The organism is Leptospira sanjuanensis (genome assembly GCF_022267325.1).
Taxonomy (GTDB): Bacteria; Spirochaetota; Leptospiria; order Leptospirales; family Leptospiraceae; genus Leptospira; species Leptospira sanjuanensis.
In genome coordinates this window covers 745,587-763,292 of record NZ_JAIZBG010000001.1, presented here as the reverse complement: position 1 = coordinate 763,292, position 17,706 = coordinate 745,587, and the positions used below count along the sequence as shown (strand labels likewise).

General features: G+C 33.2%; 20 protein-coding genes and 1 pseudogene. 5 read left to right on the top strand and 16 right to left on the bottom strand.

All coding sequences use genetic code 11. The features are described from left to right. Positions 1–27: 27 nt before the first annotated feature. Positions 28–421 (bottom strand): annotated as a pseudogene (locus tag LFX25_RS03550) (DDE-type integrase/transposase/recombinase); the annotation flags it as partial. Positions 422–488: 67 nt separating this feature from the next. On the opposite strand from LFX25_RS03550, the gene LFX25_RS03545 reads away from it, so the two are divergent. Further along, a protein-coding gene (locus LFX25_RS03545) for an IS3 family transposase (RefSeq protein ID WP_238728944.1) occupies positions 489–1,702 on the top strand; the annotation gives its coding sequence in 2 pieces (ribosomal slippage) (positions 489–831 and positions 831–1,702; 1,215 coding nt in all). Here the strand turns inward: LFX25_RS03545 and LFX25_RS03540 are convergent. Next, the gene (locus LFX25_RS03540; protein WP_238728943.1) at positions 1,685–2,167 is read right to left on the bottom strand and encodes a hypothetical protein; all 483 of its coding nucleotides are present in this window, start codon (positions 2,165–2,167) and stop codon (positions 1,685–1,687) included. The two genes, LFX25_RS03545 and LFX25_RS03540, sit on opposite strands and share 18 nt — an antisense overlap. An 88-nt stretch (positions 2,168–2,255) precedes the next feature. Between LFX25_RS03540 and LFX25_RS03535 the strand changes: the two genes are divergently transcribed. Further along, a complete protein-coding gene (locus tag LFX25_RS03535; RefSeq protein WP_238728942.1) occupies positions 2,256–3,308 on the top strand; it encodes an IS481 family transposase in 1,053 nt (350 codons plus the stop codon). 10 nt (positions 3,309–3,318) lie between these two features. Here LFX25_RS03535 and LFX25_RS03530 read toward each other — a convergent pair whose 3' ends face one another. Then, complete coding sequence (locus tag LFX25_RS03530; protein WP_238728941.1) at positions 3,319–4,491, bottom strand: NACHT domain-containing protein; 1,173 nt, start codon at positions 4,489–4,491, stop codon at positions 3,319–3,321. Between the two features lie 426 nt (positions 4,492–4,917). Between LFX25_RS03530 and LFX25_RS03525 the strand changes: the two genes are divergently transcribed. Continuing rightward, complete coding sequence (locus LFX25_RS03525; RefSeq protein ID WP_238728940.1) at positions 4,918–5,790, top strand: tyrosine-type recombinase/integrase; 873 nt, start codon at positions 4,918–4,920, stop codon at positions 5,788–5,790. A 21-nt stretch (positions 5,791–5,811) separates the two neighbouring features. Here the strand turns inward: LFX25_RS03525 and LFX25_RS03520 are convergent, their stop codons facing one another. The 6 genes from LFX25_RS03520 to LFX25_RS03495 all read right to left on the bottom strand — a co-directional run bounded on the left by LFX25_RS03520 (position 5,812) and on the right by LFX25_RS03495 (position 10,931). Next, on the bottom strand, positions 5,812–6,180 hold the full coding sequence (locus tag LFX25_RS03520) for a hypothetical protein (RefSeq protein WP_238728939.1): 369 nt from the start codon (positions 6,178–6,180) through the stop codon (positions 5,812–5,814). Positions 6,181–6,297: 117 nt separating this feature from the next. Further along, a complete protein-coding gene (locus tag LFX25_RS03515; protein WP_238728938.1) occupies positions 6,298–6,714 on the bottom strand; it encodes a hypothetical protein in 417 nt (138 codons plus the stop codon). Positions 6,715–6,847: 133 nt separating this feature from the next. Continuing rightward, on the bottom strand, positions 6,848–7,306 hold the full coding sequence (locus LFX25_RS03510) for a CYTH domain-containing protein (RefSeq protein WP_238728937.1): 459 nt from the start codon (positions 7,304–7,306) through the stop codon (positions 6,848–6,850). A gap of 100 nt (positions 7,307–7,406) precedes the next feature. Further along, entirely contained in the window at positions 7,407–8,273 is an 867-nt protein-coding gene (locus LFX25_RS03505) for a hypothetical protein (protein ID WP_238728936.1), read from the bottom strand. 13 nt (positions 8,274–8,286) lie between these two features. After that, positions 8,287–8,964: a hypothetical protein gene (locus tag LFX25_RS03500; RefSeq protein ID WP_238728935.1), complete on the bottom strand. Its 678-nt coding sequence runs from the start codon at positions 8,962–8,964 to the stop codon at positions 8,287–8,289. A gap of 593 nt (positions 8,965–9,557) precedes the next feature. Beyond that, the gene (locus tag LFX25_RS03495; protein WP_238728934.1) at positions 9,558–10,931 is read right to left on the bottom strand and encodes a reverse transcriptase domain-containing protein; all 1,374 of its coding nucleotides are present in this window, start codon (positions 10,929–10,931) and stop codon (positions 9,558–9,560) included. 395 nt (positions 10,932–11,326) lie between these two features. Between LFX25_RS03495 and LFX25_RS03490 the strand changes: the two genes are divergently transcribed. After that, the gene (locus tag LFX25_RS03490) at positions 11,327–11,848 is read left to right on the top strand and encodes an HNH endonuclease (RefSeq protein WP_238728933.1); all 522 of its coding nucleotides are present in this window, start codon (positions 11,327–11,329) and stop codon (positions 11,846–11,848) included. A 51-nt stretch (positions 11,849–11,899) separates the two neighbouring features. On the opposite strand, the gene LFX25_RS03485 is transcribed toward LFX25_RS03490, so the two are convergent. Continuing rightward, on the bottom strand, positions 11,900–12,676 hold the full coding sequence (locus LFX25_RS03485; RefSeq protein WP_238728932.1) for a hypothetical protein: 777 nt from the start codon (positions 12,674–12,676) through the stop codon (positions 11,900–11,902). Positions 12,677–12,738: 62 nt separating this feature from the next. On the opposite strand from LFX25_RS03485, the gene LFX25_RS03480 reads away from it, so the two are divergent. After that, a complete protein-coding gene (locus tag LFX25_RS03480; protein WP_238728931.1) occupies positions 12,739–13,269 on the top strand; it encodes an HNH endonuclease in 531 nt (176 codons plus the stop codon). Positions 13,270–13,288: 19 nt separating this feature from the next. Here the strand turns inward: LFX25_RS03480 and LFX25_RS03475 are convergent, their stop codons facing one another. From LFX25_RS03475 to LFX25_RS03450, 6 genes are all read right to left on the bottom strand, one after another. Next, positions 13,289–13,741, bottom strand: coding sequence for a hypothetical protein (locus LFX25_RS03475; protein ID WP_238728930.1), 453 nt, complete (start codon positions 13,739–13,741; stop codon positions 13,289–13,291). A gap of 3 nt (positions 13,742–13,744) precedes the next feature. Further along, the gene (locus LFX25_RS03470) at positions 13,745–14,296 is read right to left on the bottom strand and encodes an HD domain-containing protein (RefSeq protein WP_238728929.1); all 552 of its coding nucleotides are present in this window, start codon (positions 14,294–14,296) and stop codon (positions 13,745–13,747) included. Positions 14,297–14,631: 335 nt separating this feature from the next. Continuing rightward, entirely contained in the window at positions 14,632–15,666 is a 1,035-nt protein-coding gene (locus LFX25_RS03465; RefSeq protein ID WP_319936822.1) for a leucine-rich repeat domain-containing protein, read from the bottom strand. Positions 15,667–15,766: 100 nt separating this feature from the next. Beyond that, positions 15,767–16,402 carry a hypothetical protein gene (locus LFX25_RS03460; protein WP_238728928.1) on the bottom strand — a complete coding sequence of 212 codons (636 nt, stop codon included), beginning with the start codon at positions 16,400–16,402 and terminating at the stop codon, positions 15,767–15,769. A 10-nt stretch (positions 16,403–16,412) separates the two neighbouring features. Then, the gene (locus tag LFX25_RS03455; protein ID WP_238728927.1) at positions 16,413–17,012 is read right to left on the bottom strand and encodes an RNA polymerase sigma factor; all 600 of its coding nucleotides are present in this window, start codon (positions 17,010–17,012) and stop codon (positions 16,413–16,415) included. A 147-nt stretch (positions 17,013–17,159) separates the two neighbouring features. Then, a complete protein-coding gene (locus LFX25_RS03450; protein WP_238728926.1) occupies positions 17,160–17,705 on the bottom strand; it encodes a GIY-YIG nuclease family protein in 546 nt (181 codons plus the stop codon). Between the last annotated feature and the right edge of the window lies 1 nt (position 17,706).

Genomic DNA, 17,706 nt, shown 5'->3' with positions numbered 1-17,706 from the left:
GAGTGTAAGATCTTATCTTGGCTATTACATCTTATTATTTATTAAATACTCACGTGTTTCCTTAGAACAATAATTTGATCCACGATCTGGATGAAAGATCAACCCTTCAGTGGATTTCAATTTTCAATCGCCTTGAAGGTGTTCTGCAAACTAATTTAGAGTCATTCGAAATCGAAAAAGACCAGCCAACGGCTTTCCGTGAATACAAATCCAAAATCACGCAAAAGTAAATTCAGCCAGAGAGTGATTTTATATACCTGACATCCGAAACTCAAACTTCATTTTTACGAGTAACTTGAAACTTGCGTTGGACTAAGTCGCGAGAAATCCGATCTGCATGCCTGGAATTAGTTGTAGATATCTTAAAATGTTTCTCTTATTTTCCGCGAATTTCACAAAGTTTCATTACTTTCCGAACCGTTCCGCCTGTAGTTACCCCACTTAAAACCGTACAGCTGAGTTAGCTCCTAAATAATAGGAGTAATGCTATGAATAATACTATTATTAATGACCCGGTTACTGTAATCACATCGGTTCAACGAAGAAGAAGATGGTCTTCAAAGGACAAAGAACAGATAGTAAAAGAGACCTTTGAACCAGGAAATTCAGTTTCTTTAGTGGCGAGAAAGTATAATATAGCCGCCAGTCAGCTTTTTCAGTGGAGGCGGTTTATGGAAAACGGCGCAAGCAAAGGAATCGAGAATGAAGAGAACTTGGTCCCAGAATCAGAGTATAAAAAGCTCGAACAGAGAATTAAGAATTTGGAACGCCTTCTCGGAAGAAAGACCGAAGAGAACGAGATTCTCAAAGAAGCTGTCATTCTTGCTCGTAAAAAAAAACTGATCTCGCAAAAGCCATTGGAAGGAATCGAAGGTTTCCAATGAGTAGAATTGCTACCGCACTAGGCGTTTCTCGGTCGATTTTTAACTACAAGAATCGCGTGCGCGAGAAAAAACATTCGATCAGCGAATTCAAAGAACATATCTTGCAAACGATTAAAGATGTCTGCCATGATAGACCTACCTACGGATATCCAAGAATTACAGCGATCGTCAATCGGATCAATAGAAACAAGGATTTACCACGAGTGAATCACAAGCGGATTTACCGAATCATGAAGGAACAAAATCTACTTTTACAAAGGAATGTTCCAAGGTTAAAACGGACCCATGAAGGGAAAATCATCACATTAAAAAGCAATGTAAGATGGTGTTCCGATATTTTAGGAATACGCTGTTGGGACGGTAGGCTTATTTGGTTGGCCTTTGTTATGGATTGCCATGACAGAGAAATTATAAGTTATATTTCCTCAACGATTGGCATTGACGGTCAGATGATTCGAGATATGCTTCTTGAGGCAAAGGAGCAACGATTCGGCGATTCCAAAGTTTCTTCGACGCAGTTCCTATCCGACAACGGTCCTCAATATACTTCTTTTGCCACTATGGCTTTTATTGAAACCTTGGGATTTGAAGTCTGTCATACCCCTGCTTATTCTCCAGAGAGCAACGGAATGGCCGAAGCCTTTGTGAAAACATTCAAAAGAGATTATGCTTATGTGAATCGCCTAAACTATGCTGAAGAAGTTATGCTGAAAATACACAATTGGATTGACGACTACAATTCCTTTGCACCACATAAAGGATTGAAAATGATGTCGCCAAAAGAATTTATCGAAAAAGAGCTAACATTGGCTGTATGATTTTTGGGGGTAACTCCAAATACACCCTTTAATCAATTCTTTAAAAACTTCCATTGAGGAATATATTTTAATTACTTTAAGTTTTTCTTCGCTATTAAGATTAAAATAGGAAAATCTAGACTGAAAGCGACTCTCTAGTTTAAGAAGTGATTTCAAAACTGTCTCATTAACTTTCCTTTTGCGTTCAAAATTATCAATCCCAAGATTTCGGATAAAAGTATTGAAACTATCATGAAACAATGAAGTTCTGTTAAGCATTCTCTCAAATAAATAAGGAAAATCCTCAATGAATTCAGTAACAATGGCAGCCAATTCGTTATCTAAAAACATTGTTATCTCAGAGTTCATAAAGAACGATCGGGATGAGATAAATAGGGAGAGCGCATTTTTAACTTTTACATTGACTAAAAGACTTTCATAGTAAGACTCAATACTTTCAATTTGGTGTGTAGTGATAGTATTCACCTGACAGTCGGGTAAAAATCAGTGGTCCCGGCTTCTTCTGAAAGAAAAAATGATTTTACCACAAATTATTTAAACTCAGGAGAAACCGATGACCACCAACACCAATGCAGTAGAAAAAGCAAAAAGAAGGAAGCTAAATTTATTAGAGCTTGCTAACGAATTAGAAAATGTAAGCAAAGCTTGTAAGATCATAGGATATTCCCGTCAGCAGTTCTATGAGATTAGAAGAAACTTCCAAACATACGGAGCAGAAGGACTCTTAGATAGAATCCCAGGAGCAACTGGCCCTCACCCTAACCGAGTCAGTGAAGAAATCGAAAAAGAAGTCTTAGAATATTCTCTACTTCGTCCTACCCATGGGTGTTTAAAAGTCGCACAACAACTCAGTCTCAAGGGAATCAAAGTGAGCTCCGGAGGCGTTAGAGGAGTCTGGGCGAGAAATAAACTCGTAACCAAACATCAAAGACTTCTAAGACTCGAAGAACATCATAAAGATCAAATCATACCTCTCAGCGAGGAGCAGATCAAGCTCCTCGAAAGATTCGATCCAGAATACAGAGAAAGGCACATACAAGCCGATTCTACCGGAGAATTAGTTTCCATGGATACATTCATGGTGGGTTCCTTAAAAGGTGTTGGGAGAGTCTATTTACAAACCGTTATCGATTGCCACAGTCGATTTGCTTGGGGAAGACTTTTCAACACAAAGATTCCTGTCACTGCCGTCCAAACTCTCAATAACGATGTTCTTCCATTCTTTGAAAAACATAATATTAAAGTTCAAACCGTTCTTACCGATAATGGTCGTGAGTATTGTGGAAGAGAAGATCAACATCCTTTCGAATTATTTCTTCAATTAGAAGACATCGAACATCGAACTACAAAGGTCCGAAGACCTCAAAGCAATGGATACGTCGAGCGTCTTCACAGAACATTACTCGATGAGCATTTTAGAATAGCAGGAAGAACTAAATTCTACGAGTCCATTGACGAAATGCAAATCGATTTGGAAATCTTCTTTGAGGAATACAATTACAAACGAGCTCATCAGGGAAGAAACATGAACGGAAGAACTCCTTCTCAAGTTTTCATCGAAGGAATCAAATTCAAGCAGGAGGAGGATACAATTTTAGAAAATTAGGAAATTTCTTTCAGAAGAAGTGTAAGGGGAATACTGTCATTGTACAAATTTGGCCTATATCCGGAAGTGAACCGAATTTTTTAAAGTGTTCTGAAATATATCGTACTAATATTGGATATCCATTCGTTATAGTAAAGACCTTCTTTCGAACAGTATAATCGGAAATATGATACAGTTCTTCCAGAACTCTAAAAGTATCTACTTCAGACCAATTATTTAAGTTTACAGTATGCCAAGGAAGCTTGTTTTGTAGAGGTCGTGTAAGTACGATAACCTTACACATGCTACCTACTTTTTGAATAAACTCTTTGTATTTATTAATTTCAGTAACATTATAGTTCTCTACATGATCAAAACCGTCAACGATGAATATCTTATTCTCTTTAAGAAGTCTATCAATGATATCACTTTCTGAACGGTAAGCATAATCGCGAAATATTTCCTTTGAAATATTAAAAATAAAATTGTCATACTTTAATCTTTCGCTATAAGACTTGTCTTGATTAGAAATCCAAAATCTATACAAAATATTATTTTTGTAATCATCAACAATTGAATTAACAAAATGACTTTTCCCAATACCCGGCCGACCTTCTACAACAAGAATATTATCAAAATTTAGCTGGACTCTACTAATTGTTATCGTTTCTTCGATTAACTTTGTTTCGAATATTTCAATTAGAGGTAAATCTTTTTGCTCAATTTTATTAATTCTGCTGTCAAGACACCTTTCATAAAAACTAATTATTTGATATATTCTTGCTTTATCTCGCTTATACGCATTTTCAATTCTTTCAAATATTTGTTCTCGTGAAAGAGAAAGGATATATAGGCCTTTCTCTTGAAAGGAAGGGAATCCAAGAATTTCAGAATTACAATTCAAATGTATTTTTTTAAAAGAAAGAATGCTTACGCCTTCAGGAAGTGAATGAATATTCCCATTAATTGCAACTTTTCCATCTTCTATTTTTAGATTACTCAATGTAATATTATCCAAATCTTTCATTTGGAAAAAGAAAAATGAATCATTAATCTGAACTTTAAGATCATCAAAATTTCCAGCATCATTAGGTTCAATTTCAATAGATTTAATTTTTCGTTCGATATCCATTAAAACCAACAACATTAAAGACATTTGTTGTTGATACGAATAACCATAAATAGCATTTAGCGAAGGTTTCATTCTCTACCCTATCCAATTAGCTCTATTAAGTTAAAATAAAAATTGAGGCAATCCGAATCTCTAAATTCCGTTATCCGCAATCAAGTATCTCTTCGAGTAGCAAAAACAACGCTTTTAGTATTAAACTCGTTCTTTTCCGATTCATCGACTACATCAACAATTCTTCTTTTTGAAATATATGCCAATTTTCTGCAATAATATAAGCCCGCTTCGACACCCTCTTATCAGGGAACACACGCCAATTGTGACTTAATCGATGCAGGATAAAATACAAATCCCAATACAAACAAAAACTATATTTCATAAATTAATCTTCTTCAAAGAACTTTTTTCAGATAAAAATCATGAACTCAAACCCTTAAACGGGATAAGAGCTATTGTTATCATCTTCATTCCTTAAAGCTATTTCAAAAGTTAAGAAAAAATATGGATCTTATCCGAGAAAATACTCTTACCGTTTTAAAGATTCCAAAGGAATCCAACATCAATACTCAAAACTCATACGAACTTCAGATAAATCAATTCAACACTTGGAATCAAGGTGAAATGATTACTCCTGACCGGATTCAATCTTATCTGGGGTATTTAAAATCTAAGGGAGTTCGTTCGGCGACAATTCGTATAGCAAAGTCAGCTTTAAAGAAAGGTATCAAGGAGTCGCTTCCGGGAAAAGCCAATAATGTAGCTTTCTTAAGTATGTTGGATACTGCTTTCAAAAAACTGAAAGTTACCTCTACAAAATATTCATTAAAAGAATCTTCAGTTTTATCAAGAAAGGAAGTAAATCTCTTATGCAAAAAAACACCGAAGAAACTTTCTTTAATAATTAAAGCTTTTTACAATTCTGGGTTCCGAGTTTCAGAGCTTACCCAAATACGAATCAAAGATTGTTCGGTGACTAACGGTTCACTATCAATAACGATCATTAGGAAACGAGGAAAGGAAGTCACTATATCGAACTCATTTCCAATAAAGTTATTTCAAGATATTCTAAAGACTTTTCATGATAAATCCGGGAGACCCCAAGAATATTTATTCTTTAATAAGCGTTCGTCCTCGGGGAGATACTCAAGACAGTATATTTGGCAAGAAATCAACAAGTACTCTCAAAGAGTCTTGAATCGAAGATTTAATGTTCACGGTCTTCGTCATTCCCATTCTACTAGCCTCCTTTTAGCCGGAGCAACAATTCCAGCCATTGCAGAACGTCTCTCCCATGAAGATTTCAGTACCACAGCTAAGTATTATTTACATGGAAAACTTAACCCAAACACTTTAAAAAAGATTTTTATCAATTAGATGAATATTCGCCTCATTTACTCATTTAATATGCTTATTCTTCCTTTCCCGTGCTCGTTCATTCTTAATTCTATTAGCTAATTTATTCCTCTCGAAAATCTCAGCAGTTATAATTCTGCGAGCTGCGTCTCTTCTCCTACCGCTTTCGAATATTTCATCAATAGTTCTGGAGTCTGATATAGAAGCATAATAATCTTTACCATCTCCAAAAAGAGTAAATGAATTATCTATATATTTAATATCAAGACTAAACTCGCTTTCGCTTTGTTCCGACTCTAAATTAGCCTTCCTTTGTATCTCTCGTAATTTTTTATAGAACTTAAAGCCAAAATAAAGAAGTATAAGATTCAATAAAACGGAACAGAAAAGAATCAGAGTTATATAGCTCATTATTAAACATTTTCCTTAAATTAAATATTTTGGCAATTACTTGTTCCCGTTTCTAACAATATCATTTTCCAATAAAGATCAACCTAAACCATTTATAATAAAATTCTGTACTCATATTTATTTAACATTTCCCTTTTTACTTTTTACATTCTTCACGCTAATAGATTTTACCTTACTTCGATTTCCTTTCTCACTTCGTTGATTCCTTTTCGTTTTCTTTTGCGATCCATATTTTACAAAAGCGGTTACATCTGACCAGGCTTCCAAGACATATATCTCACAACTTTTTACCCAACGTCTAAATTTAGGATTCTGTTTGTCTAATTCTTCTATTAAAGATTCCTTAAGAATCTCTGGATTACTAAATAAACCCGTTCGATAAACGCTACCTTGCATATGTTTTTCGAAGCCAAGTTCCGACAAAAATGCTGGAATTTCATACATATACATTTTTGATCGTTCCGAGTCCGTAACTCCGGAATCTGTCATCCTAACAGTATCTAAATCAAAGCTAAATCCAAAAACCTTATTCATATCCAATTCCTACCGTAAAATTAATTTAATTAATTAGTAGGTGAAATTGTTACTAAATTTCTTTGATTGGACCATGAGTAATTTAATGCTTACGAGTAAAGGAATCATACTTGATAAAGAAGAAATGGTTTGATTACCAGTTCTTGAAAGGATTTTTAATCAAACTGGAGTTAAAGTATTTAGGGTCATATGATACCTCATCTCCAATCCATTCTGGCTTATTAAAAAGCGCTTCAGGAGATTCCAACTCGATTTCGGCTACTATCAATCCTGTATTCTCACCTAAAAATTCATCAACTTCCCAGATCGATCCTTGATAGTTTATCGTATAACGATTCTTCTCTATAATAGGCTTTTCACATAAATCATAGAGCATTATTTTAGCGTCATCAAATGGAATGTCATACTCGAACTCTTCACGTGAAATACCGACGGTTGCAGATTTAATTGTTATCTTTGCGCGAGAACCCTGGATTCTCACCCTTACAGTTCTATTCTTGTCGGAATTTAGATATCCTTGAACAATTGCTTCTGGCGAACCTAACTTCTTATATTCTTGATTTAAAACTAGAAACTTTCTTTCTATTTCCATAAATACAATATACCAAAGAAGCAACTTCGATGTAATAACTTCATCCAAACTTAAAAAAACAACACATCAAAAAAAATATCAGGTTCCGTTTCCTTGAATATCAATAAGGACCTAATATTTTTTCTAACCAATATTCAGAATAAACCGGTTTCATTATACATTTCGACTTAGGTTTCATAAGCTCGATCTTCTCTATATCATTTTGATCAAACCTTTCCAAATCGGGAATATATTTAGATCGTAATGTCATAATAAAATCTAAGATAATTAGAAAATCATCAAATCTATAAAAGATCTTTTTTAACTTAAATAAAAAAGCTCCTAAATCTCGAAATTGCTTTAATAAGGAATTAACATCTAAATATTGAGTTTCCTTAGAGGCCCACATCAATCCTTTTTCCATAGTGAGAAAGGCTTGAGATGGACCTGCAAGTGTTAAAGAACCATGAACTTCTACAAAAGCATTATTAATTAATTCAAAAAAGGATGCGGAAACGGATTCTTTCAATCTAAATACAGCAACCGTGGAATATTCATTTATCTTCCCTAATTTTGGACTGAGAAAAACTGCTGTTAATTGATCTCCAAAGCGACTTATAATTTCATCAATTTCCAAATCAAAGCTAACAAATATCAACTCTGCCTTTTTGAAATGATCGCCTTTACGTTTCCACTTACCTTTTTTCTTTTTAACTGCCCAGATCGCTCCTTCTTGATTTAAACAATTTAAAAGCTCTGATATAGGTACGAATCTTAATTCTTTAAAAATATTAAAAGATCGCTCAGTGTATTCATTTATCTTTCCGGCATTCCAGCAAAAATGAACTTTTTCCTCTTTAACCGTCTTAGCTTTTACTTGTTTTTGAGGTTTAATAAAATTCGTAATTGGTGATATCACCTCTTGATCTCTCAATTCATCTATTTTATATTCGAAACTATTTTCAATTTTATAATTCTCTTTCGCCATATGCTGCAGTCCTTTATTGCGCTTCTAAATGTCTAAAATCTCTATAAGACAACGCCCAACCCGCTTCTACCAATGCTCGAATTAAGTCCCTATTTTCTTTAGTCGGATCATTAAAATATTCATAGGCTTGAAATGTGGCTTTCTGTAATTTTCTAAAGCTCTTTGTCATATCGAATTGTCCACGCAAAACTTGATAATTATCCCCTACCCCTTGAAGCCCGGCCTTTTTCCATGTATAAAGAGCTTTCGATAATAAGACACTTCGAAGAATCCAAGGATCTATATTCCTATACAATAAATCGTTCGCCAATTTATCAGATAGTTTTTTTAGAATACGATTGGCTCTTTTCGGATCTAAAGCATCCGCCCTACCAATATATTTACTGAATTCAGATACTAACAACGAAACATCATCGGTAATATCTTTAACATTCGAAATTCCAGCATTCGCAAGACTCGCACAAATCCCTTGTGTATAGCCTGCATAAGTAATTGATAACGAATCCCATACGTAACTATAAAGAGACAAAACTGCATTTATTGCACTTCGTTGATTAATTGAATTCTGAAAAAGAATATCGATTGATGGAAGTTTCTTTAGAAATCTGGGTTTAACCCTTGGTTGAGGATTGGATTTACCGAATCCTTTTTTTGATTGTTTGACTTGTGTTTTTAAAAATCTGTTTTTCATGTTTACATCCTTATAATACTTCATTATCCGACCTTGAAATGAGATTGGTAAAATCTCAAAAGTTATCCTTGATTCGGAGCAAAGATACTTTCTATTTTTGTAAATGGTTTTATTTTATTTAGTCTACTGGAGGATAAATCTTCTTGCGCAGAAAAGAAATACCCTTACAGTCACATTTTATTATTTTTCTAAATTTTTTACTTTTATTATTCTTAATATATTCTATTTAATCTTAAAATTTATTGGTCTTCCCAATCTGTTATGTTAATTTTTATTATTCATTAATTTATGAGATTTTCTGTTAGTTTAACGAGGGTCCTCATATCCCATGTTGCTACAAATTCTGAAATTTTTGTTTCTTTTACTTAGACTACTTCGAGCAAATTTTATCGTAGCTACCAATAAAATTCGAAGCTATCTCGAAGTTAAAATCATGATATTTAAAACCCTATATTCTTCCCTGAATACTTCTGTTTTAAAATATTATAATCTCAATTAAACCTTGTAATTGCTGAATGAATTAGTGTATTTATACTCCCAAGACATTCTATTTTTCAGATTTTCCAATCTATTCTGTTATCTGTTTCTATACCTTATCCAGTTAGTCTATTCTCAGCATATCGTAGTACAGATCGTATTTTACTTCTATCTGATATATAGTTAAATAGATGTGCCTTTAATTCTCCTATAACTAGTTTAATCTCTGTTATGATGTTAGACTGTTCTACAGTACTACTTCGATATTTCTGTATAGATAATTTAAACTTATCTATCTGTTTAAAGATTGATACTTTTAATATCTTCTTAGGTATTTCTTGACCTTTATATTCTCTTAGATCTATTACTGATAGATCTCCATACTTCGATAAAGTTTCGTACAATATATTAGAGAACTTCTGACATTTATCTATGATTCTCCTTTCATTTGGAATTACCCTATAGGTATTATTTTCTTTTTTAATAGTAAATCCGAGGAAATGAACTTCTTCTTTATCTAAATCAAATAAGTATTGATGGATCTTATTAGATATATCCAGTTTATACTCATTCAATCGCGAAATTATGAATCTATGCAGCTTCAGTGCATCTTCTTTAGTTTTAGTGAAGAACACTATATCATCAGCGAACCGAACAAAGTCGACCTCTGGATATTCTTCTGAAATTGGCTTATCTAATACGTAGTGTAAGTATATATTGGATAATTCAGGACCTAATACCGAACCCTGAGGAGTTCCTCTTGAATTTTCTATATACTCATCTCTATCAAGCTTAGAGGACTTTAAATACTCTTCTATATACCGGATAATTTCTGGACTTTTAACTTTCTCAGAGAGGATTCTAACAATGTTATCATGATCAATAGAATCAAAATATTTCTTTATATCTATCTTTACACAGAATCGAAACTTATCTAAAGAAAGACTCTTTGAAATATACTCTGTCGCAAGAAATGTTGATTTCGCAGGTCGATAAGCAAAACTGTTAGATAGGAATAATGGCTCGTAGATAGGAGTTAGAATGTCTTTTAATAGTCTTTGTATAACCTTCTCAGTCGTTGAAAATATGCCTATTCTACGCAGATTAGAGGGTTCTGAAGGGTCTTTTACGAATTCGACCACCTTATACGCCCCAGGGTGATAAAACCCCTTCTCTATTCGTTTGGAGATTGCTTTACACACCCTTACGCCTTGTTTTAATCGATTGTATATATCGACTCCATCTAAACCTCGAACTGATTTTCGGTTCAGTTTTAGTAAAGCCTGTCCTATTACATAAGGTGAAACATGATCTGAAATGTTAAAATCAATAAAACCTTGGTTTTGTATCTGAGATACTACTAATTCTTGAATGCTCTCTAAGCATTTTTCGGTATCTTTAATCTCTTCAAGTTTTTCCCGAAACTTTTTTACTATTTCAGTTTTTTCTTTAAGTGTATATTCTTTACATCTTTTTATTTTGTTTTCCATTCACTCTCAACGATTAGCTTTACGACAAATTTTTCGCTTATTTATTTCCTGAGAATTTTATCATGAATAAATGTGTCAAGTACTTTAAGTCTTTATCAACGGATTTTTTGCTTTTGATTCTACTCGCAAAAAGATTAACTTTTACAAAATTAATCTTCGTGTTGGCACGTTTTAGAATATTACCGAATTATTATATCACAACTTATCCTTAAAATCTGCTTGACTGTTTTTTTATCAGTCTTGATCCGTTGAATTTTTACTATTCAATGAATGCATCTTTCAACTCGAAATACTCTTTAAAATTCATATTTAAATTAGTATCGAATTTCAATTGATTCTTTACTTAAATTTCCATTTAAAGCAGTAATGAGAAAACTTTTAATTGGAGTATTTTAATGAAACTAAGCAAATATCTAAAAGAAAAATATTGGGAAACTCTCTATTTTAATTTGCGCGCAATTAGGAAAAGACATAAAGAAATTATACAACTTTCTTCATTTATTCGAATCAAGAGAGGGAATTCTCTATTTACTGCAAATTTCTTTAGTGAGTCGTTAATTAAGAACTATATTGAACTAGAAATGTTAAAAGATCACCATAATAGATTCTTAAACTATCTTCGGGCTGAATATTCTTATATGGAAAAAGTTCATAACAAAAATTATTTTCCTCTATCCTTAAGAGATCATATTTTTGAGAGGGATAACTATTGTTGCCAATTTTGTGGAATTTCTAAAGAGGTAGCAATAACGAATGGTCATTACTTAGAAGTCGTACATGTAAAAGAACTAAGTGAAGGCGGTAAGACCTGTTTTTCCAATGGTCAAACTATTTGTTCGAAATGTAACAAAGGAAGAGTCTCGGCGAAGAAACAGAAATCGAATTTGAAAAATAAAAGAAATTTAGTAAGAACCTAATTCAAGATCAATAGGCTGTTACGGTTCAAAAGGAAACGACGTTACAGCCTATCAAGTAAAAACTCTTTCATATTCCGCCAACCAAGCATCCCAAGAATATATTTTGAGCTTATAATCTTTCAATTCTTCCTCGCTGATTTTGAAATAATCTTCTGGATGATCCATCCAGCGACCGGCGATTATGATTTTATTAAATTTTGTAAGATCAATATTCCCCTCTGAGGAATTCTTAATTTCAGCTTCCCAGTAGCCAAAAACTTGAAGTATTGCCTTATATAATTTTTTTGGGATTCGAAATTTATCTCTTTTCAATGCTAATGTAAATTTAGCGTTCTTTAATTCGAAGATTGTCCCCTCTTCGTTAGAATATTTAAAGTAAGATAAATTATCAATTCTTCCTTTTAAACCATTCTTCTTTTTAACATAAACTTCTTGACGTATCTCATATTTATCACTGACAGCTAATAGCATTTCTCTAAATTTATTTTGTAGATCCTTCTCCAGACTTTTTCTATTTAATAAAACTCGCATTTCAAAAATTAATGTTCGTATCTTAAAAATTTTAGTTAACTCCGTAATCGGTTTAGCATCCTTTTCTCCAGATACGTTTTCTCCTAAAAATTTATCCAAGACATAATTACGAATTTCATTAGAATTTCTAAAGGAAACTCGATTGATAATAAGACCTAATTTATTTTTAAGCCAAAGATATATTCCAGTATGTGCTTTTTTCACACTATGCTCGGAAACGTGGTCTCGAACATTTTCTTCAAATGCTGCTTTTTTAGAGGTCATCTTTTCATAAATTTGGTCGTTAATATTTTTCATTGCTATACGCCTGTTTTTATTCAATGCTACTAAACCTTAATCAACTGATTGGAGAAACAATTTTGAAACTAAATAAATTTCTAAAAGAAAAATATAAAGAAGCAATTCTTTTTAATATCAACCAAATTAGAAAAAAGAACGCATCTATATTAGACGAAGCATCAATGATTTGCAGAGAAGTAAACGATCCGGGTTCTAAAAATATTTTTATGCTGAATTTTTATAGTGAATACATAACAAAATTCTACATAGAAAGGGAAGTATTAAAGAAGCATCACTATAAATTTCTGAAGTCCTTACGCGAAGAATACTCCTATATGGAGAAAGTGTATAAACAAAGAAACTTTCCGCCTTCGTTAAGAGATCATATTTTTCTTAGAGACCGATTTTGCTGTCAGCAATGCGGCATCTCTAAAGAAGGTGCGATTGCAAATGGCTTCCATTTAGAAGTAGATCACATAAAAGAATGGGCAGATGGAGGTCTAACTTGTTTTTCAAATGGACAAACCATTTGCTCTAAGTGTAACATAGGGAAACATCATGCTAAGAACCAGAGGAACGCAAAAAAGAAACGAAATTTAGCGAGAGTCTAAATCTAATGCTGTTACGATTTTAAAGAGTCGTAACAGCATTCTCAGATAGAGTAATCATCAAACTGTCTAATTGTAAAATAAACCTATAAATAGTATCACTATACTTTTCACTTTCCTTAGAATGTAATTCTTTTCCTTTTGCAGAATGGATACGATCAAAACAAAATTCTTTTTCGAAGCTTCGCAGCGGTAATAGAAACCCGATAGGTTTATTTCCTTGATGCTGGATTGCCAATCCCATTTTGTATTTATCGCCATCGGTAAATCTTAAGCTATTGAATGATACTCTAAGATGATTATGGTCTTCATGATTTTCAGAGGGAAGTGACTCATAATACCCTTTTAGAAGTTCCCCATTCTTTAATGACAATAACAAGAAAATGGCTTCCGAATCATCGTCTAAATCTAAACCTATCCAATTTTGACTTTTTACAAAAATGCCATTGTGTTCATGATAACCATAAATTTTCATTTTTTATACCGATACCCGATTTACCTTTAGGTATTCTTTATAATTCTGAAAGTTCTCCTCAGAAATTCGTTCAAAAACATCATCCATTTTCTGAAATAATAGCTCATCTTTTTGATTTAATAGAACGGCGATTTTGTGGTAAAAGCATAGCTCCTTAGAAAGATCACGACTTCCTTTCCATAAATTATCAGCGATTCCAACCAACAACTCTTCTAAATACAACGTCTCCATCGTTAAAGAATGTATCATACAAAACCTCGCAATTTTATGAGATACCCCTAAGGATAGCAGGAGCTTTTTACCCGACAACTCATGAGCCTTTCCGGATTTAACTTCCTCCAATGGTTTGGTAATCTTTCCACAATCATGAAGACTTGAGCCAATCAAAACTATATTCCTATCAATTAAACGTTTAACTACTGTCGGCAATTGATCTAAGAGCTTTTCAGCTGTTTCAACGACTGTTTCATGATGATCGATAATGGATTTGGAAGCTTTAAGACTTTTAAGAAGCTCGATTCCGTCTTTCCAAGAATCTATGATTACTTTATTCATAGTCTAAAAGTTCGCACTTCGTTTTGTAAAAATTTTTTTATATGCTTATCCAATTATTCAAAAGATTCTTAATCTAAACTGCTTTCAGAAATTAAAGTAACATTATGATATCTATTACCATATTCTTGTTTAATAGTGTTCACGACCTCCATCCAAGAACCTGCGATCACTTCTTTCTTTATTGTCTTGATTAACTGACGATCCCTCTCGTCTCTTAATCCAACACTAACAAGATATCTTTTATCATTAAAAAATCCCAATTTATTTACTCCTTGTTATCAATAAATCTGCATCACCTAAATTTTTTCTAAAAACGAATATAGTGAAATTTAAGACTAAAACCATACTTTACATTTTGGTAATAATCTTCGTATTTTTTCCTTTTCCTTTGTCGAGACAGAGATTATTGAATGATCAAGATGAAGATTTTTCAAATTTTGAAGATGTCTAATTTCTTCTGGAAAATGCGTAATATTATTACCGCCTAAACTCAAAGATTTTAGATTTCTTAAATGAATGATTTCTACTGGAAAGACATCAAGATTGTTGCGCATAAACTTTAGTTCTTGTAAGTTTTTCAGATGCGCTATTTCTTTTGGGAATGCTAACTGAGGATTATAACTCAAGTCTATTTCTCTTAAATTCTGGAGTTCCCCAATTGCGACAGGTAAATTTGTAAGTTGATTTTGACTCAAGTTTAATACCTGCAAACTCTTTAGTTGCCCTATTTCCTCTGGAATATCGGTTAATTTATTCTGAAAAATGCTCAACTCCTGAAGGTTTTGAAGTTGCTTAATTTCACTCGGAAGAGTTACAAGTTCATTATTATCTAAAATGAGTTTCTGTAAATTTTGAAGTTTTCCAATCTCTCCCGAAAGGATTGATAGGTCATTACCTTGTAGACTCAAATATGTTAGATTTTTTAATCGTGAGATTTCTGATGGAAGATCTTTGAGTTTATTTCCACTAAAATTAAATTCAACCAAACCTGTAAGTTGTTCGATCTCTTTGGGGAAGGCTACGAAGGGATTTAAACCCAAATTCAAAGTTCTTAAATTTTTGAGTTGTCCAATTTCAATCGGAAGGGTTTCTATATTGTTTTTAAATAAATTTAACGATCTTAAGTTTTGAAGTTTTTCGATATCTCTGGGTAAAGTTGCCAACTCCTGCCAACTTAAATTCAATTCTCGGACTTTTAGAGGATTGTCTAATGCTTTAGTTAAATCCGAGTAGCATCCCACCGTAGTCGCTTCCGCTTGTAGCTCGGGAAGAAGACAAAGAAAGACTAAGATTAAAATGCTTTGAAATAAATGTATGAGGGTTAAAAGAATACTTCGATGATTTATCGAAGAAAAAGTAATTAAAATCACAAGATCTCCTTTTCGAAACTAATGTTGTTTCAGTAAAAGGGTGTCCTGATTGAGTTGTTTTATTGCAAATTAAGTAGAAAAGAAAGAGTTATAAACGGAATTATTCGATCTGTAAATAAAGCCCGAGAGTAAAGATTACTTTCTCGCTTTCTATCAACCTAATCTCAACCGAATTAGAAGAGTTGATATTAGGAAGAAACAACTGACGGTTTGTTAGATTCTCAATACGATCAGAGATTACCCCGTCTACGAACAATTCCGCCGTAACCCCTTCGTTCTTTGTTAAACTTAACGATAATAGCTGTTCTTCAGGGTGATCGCTTGGAAGAACCGTTAAAGTCAATTCACGATCCAGTATTTTTCTGCTGATGCTTACTGGTCCCTGTTTACTCGGATCTCCACTCATGATAATACTCCTAAAATCAAGAGCGTTTTGATCTGAAGTTGTGACTACCACCTGATCGCCTTTAAATCGAACCAGGATACGCAAATAGTTAGATTCTTTTTTAGGAAGAATCGAAGATATTAAACGATCTTCTACTTCCTTAGGGATCTTTTGTCCTTTTGATTCCAAAAATAATGCCTCTTTCAGAGATACGTATTTCAAGAATGTTTCTTTCGATTCCCGTAATGAATATTCAACTAGTTCGCGGTCTTCAGCAGAAAGTTTGTTTTCGATATAGTTTCGAAGAAACTCTTCTGTAATTCGCTCGTGATCTTCTGGAGAGGTTCCCATTTAGTTCTTATTATTGCAGAGTGTCAGAATTTTCTATTAGTGTTTTGATCTTTTTCACGGCTCGACTGTGCATCGATAGAACTGTGTTTTGATTGATCTTTAACATTTCGGAAATTTCTCTGAATTTTAGTCCTCGAAAGCGAAAATAAATAATCTCTCGGGAGGTTAAATCCAAATTTGATATCAAGTCTTCAAAATTAGAGAACATCTCCTGGTAGAGCCTGTCAGCTTCGGATTTTTCCCATGCCTCCCAGGATTTCCGGATCATTGCTTGATCCATTTCCTCGTTTTCTATGAAGGATGCTTCTCTACGTCGCTGATTGCTTTTATATTCGTTTCTAAGGGTGTTTTTAGCTATCTGGATGATATAACTTCTAAATTCGGCTTCTGTTGATCCCTTAAAATTCCTTAGAAGACGATATTCCTCTTCGACCAATTTGATTAAGACTTTTTGAAAAATATCTTCCGAGTCATCCTTTCCATTTAGATTAACGATAGTTCCAGTCAGGATGCGATCGTATCTTTGGATAAACTCACGCCACGAAGATTCGTTTGATAAAATACAACCATCGATTATTCTACGGAATTCCTCGTTACTTCTATTCGTCAAAATCTACCTCTCAATATTAGAATTGTCAGAAGTGAGTTAAAAGCGGAATATATCAGTCAAAACGGAAATTGTCAAGCATAACTTGAGATCTAAATCTCTATATAGAAATTCAAATAAACTCGGAATTAAAAAACGAGGTAGGATGCATCAATGCGTTTTAAAGGTATTCCATTGCGCTTTGAATTTACAAGCTACGTACGCTTCAAGAATATGAAGGTGAAAGTTATCCGATTCTTGTATGAATGAAATTCTCCAATCTTTTCTCATTCTTTTTTGAACAGAAATTCCCAACGGATCAAAGTCTAATGTTTTTCGTTGCCCGATATGATTGTTTTCTTTTGCTGCAATTAGATAGGCCAGGCTTGCCGAAAAATGATTAGTCGAAAGAAAATGCTGTTTTATTCTAACAAGAACATTCTTTGAAATACCGACATATTGTACTTTATTACGAAAAGACAAAATATATAGTCCTTTAAAATCGATATTCTCTTTTTTCCCTTTAGAAACATCGAGCTCAACATCTGGAATCGTTAGATTTTTATTGAGAACATACTTACCTTTACTTTCTGAATAGGAATAAATATCAGAAAATTTAAAAGAAGCTGTCCTCGCTCTATTCGCTTTCTTTTTCGCAATATCAACTATGTCTTTAAAATCTGGAATTTCTTCATTTAAAAAATTTTTAGCCACCATT

Bases quoted from the DNA above. Each gene is read 5' to 3' on its own strand.
- LFX25_RS03505 (WP_238728936.1), bottom strand. From the start codon at position 8,273: ATGGCGAAAGAGAATTATAAAATTGAAAATAGTTTCGAATATAAAATA.
- LFX25_RS03510 (WP_238728937.1), bottom strand. From the start codon at position 7,306: ATGGAAATAGAAAGAAAGTTTCTAGTTTTAAATCAAGAATATAAGAAG.
- LFX25_RS03530 (WP_238728941.1), bottom strand. From the start codon at position 4,491: ATGAAACCTTCGCTAAATGCTATTTATGGTTATTCGTATCAACAACAA.
- LFX25_RS03460 (WP_238728928.1), bottom strand. From the start codon at position 16,402: ATGGGAACCTCTCCAGAAGATCACGAGCGAATTACAGAAGAGTTTCTT.
- LFX25_RS03485 (WP_238728932.1), bottom strand. From the start codon at position 12,676: ATGAAAAATATTAACGACCAAATTTATGAAAAGATGACCTCTAAAAAA.
- LFX25_RS03520 (WP_238728939.1), bottom strand. From the start codon at position 6,180: ATGAGCTATATAACTCTGATTCTTTTCTGTTCCGTTTTATTGAATCTT.
- LFX25_RS03525 (WP_238728940.1), top strand. From the start codon at position 4,918: ATGGATCTTATCCGAGAAAATACTCTTACCGTTTTAAAGATTCCAAAG.
- LFX25_RS03495 (WP_238728934.1), bottom strand. From the start codon at position 10,931: ATGGAAAACAAAATAAAAAGATGTAAAGAATATACACTTAAAGAAAAA.
- LFX25_RS03450 (WP_238728926.1), bottom strand. From the start codon at position 17,705: ATGGTGGCTAAAAATTTTTTAAATGAAGAAATTCCAGATTTTAAAGAC.
- LFX25_RS03515 (WP_238728938.1), bottom strand. From the start codon at position 6,714: ATGAATAAGGTTTTTGGATTTAGCTTTGATTTAGATACTGTTAGGATG.
- LFX25_RS03490 (WP_238728933.1), top strand. From the start codon at position 11,327: ATGAAACTAAGCAAATATCTAAAAGAAAAATATTGGGAAACTCTCTAT.
- LFX25_RS03500 (WP_238728935.1), bottom strand. From the start codon at position 8,964: ATGAAAAACAGATTTTTAAAAACACAAGTCAAACAATCAAAAAAAGGA.
- LFX25_RS03535 (WP_238728942.1), top strand. From the start codon at position 2,256: ATGACCACCAACACCAATGCAGTAGAAAAAGCAAAAAGAAGGAAGCTA.
- LFX25_RS03470 (WP_238728929.1), bottom strand. From the start codon at position 14,296: ATGAATAAAGTAATCATAGATTCTTGGAAAGACGGAATCGAGCTTCTT.
- LFX25_RS03475 (WP_238728930.1), bottom strand. From the start codon at position 13,741: ATGAAAATTTATGGTTATCATGAACACAATGGCATTTTTGTAAAAAGT.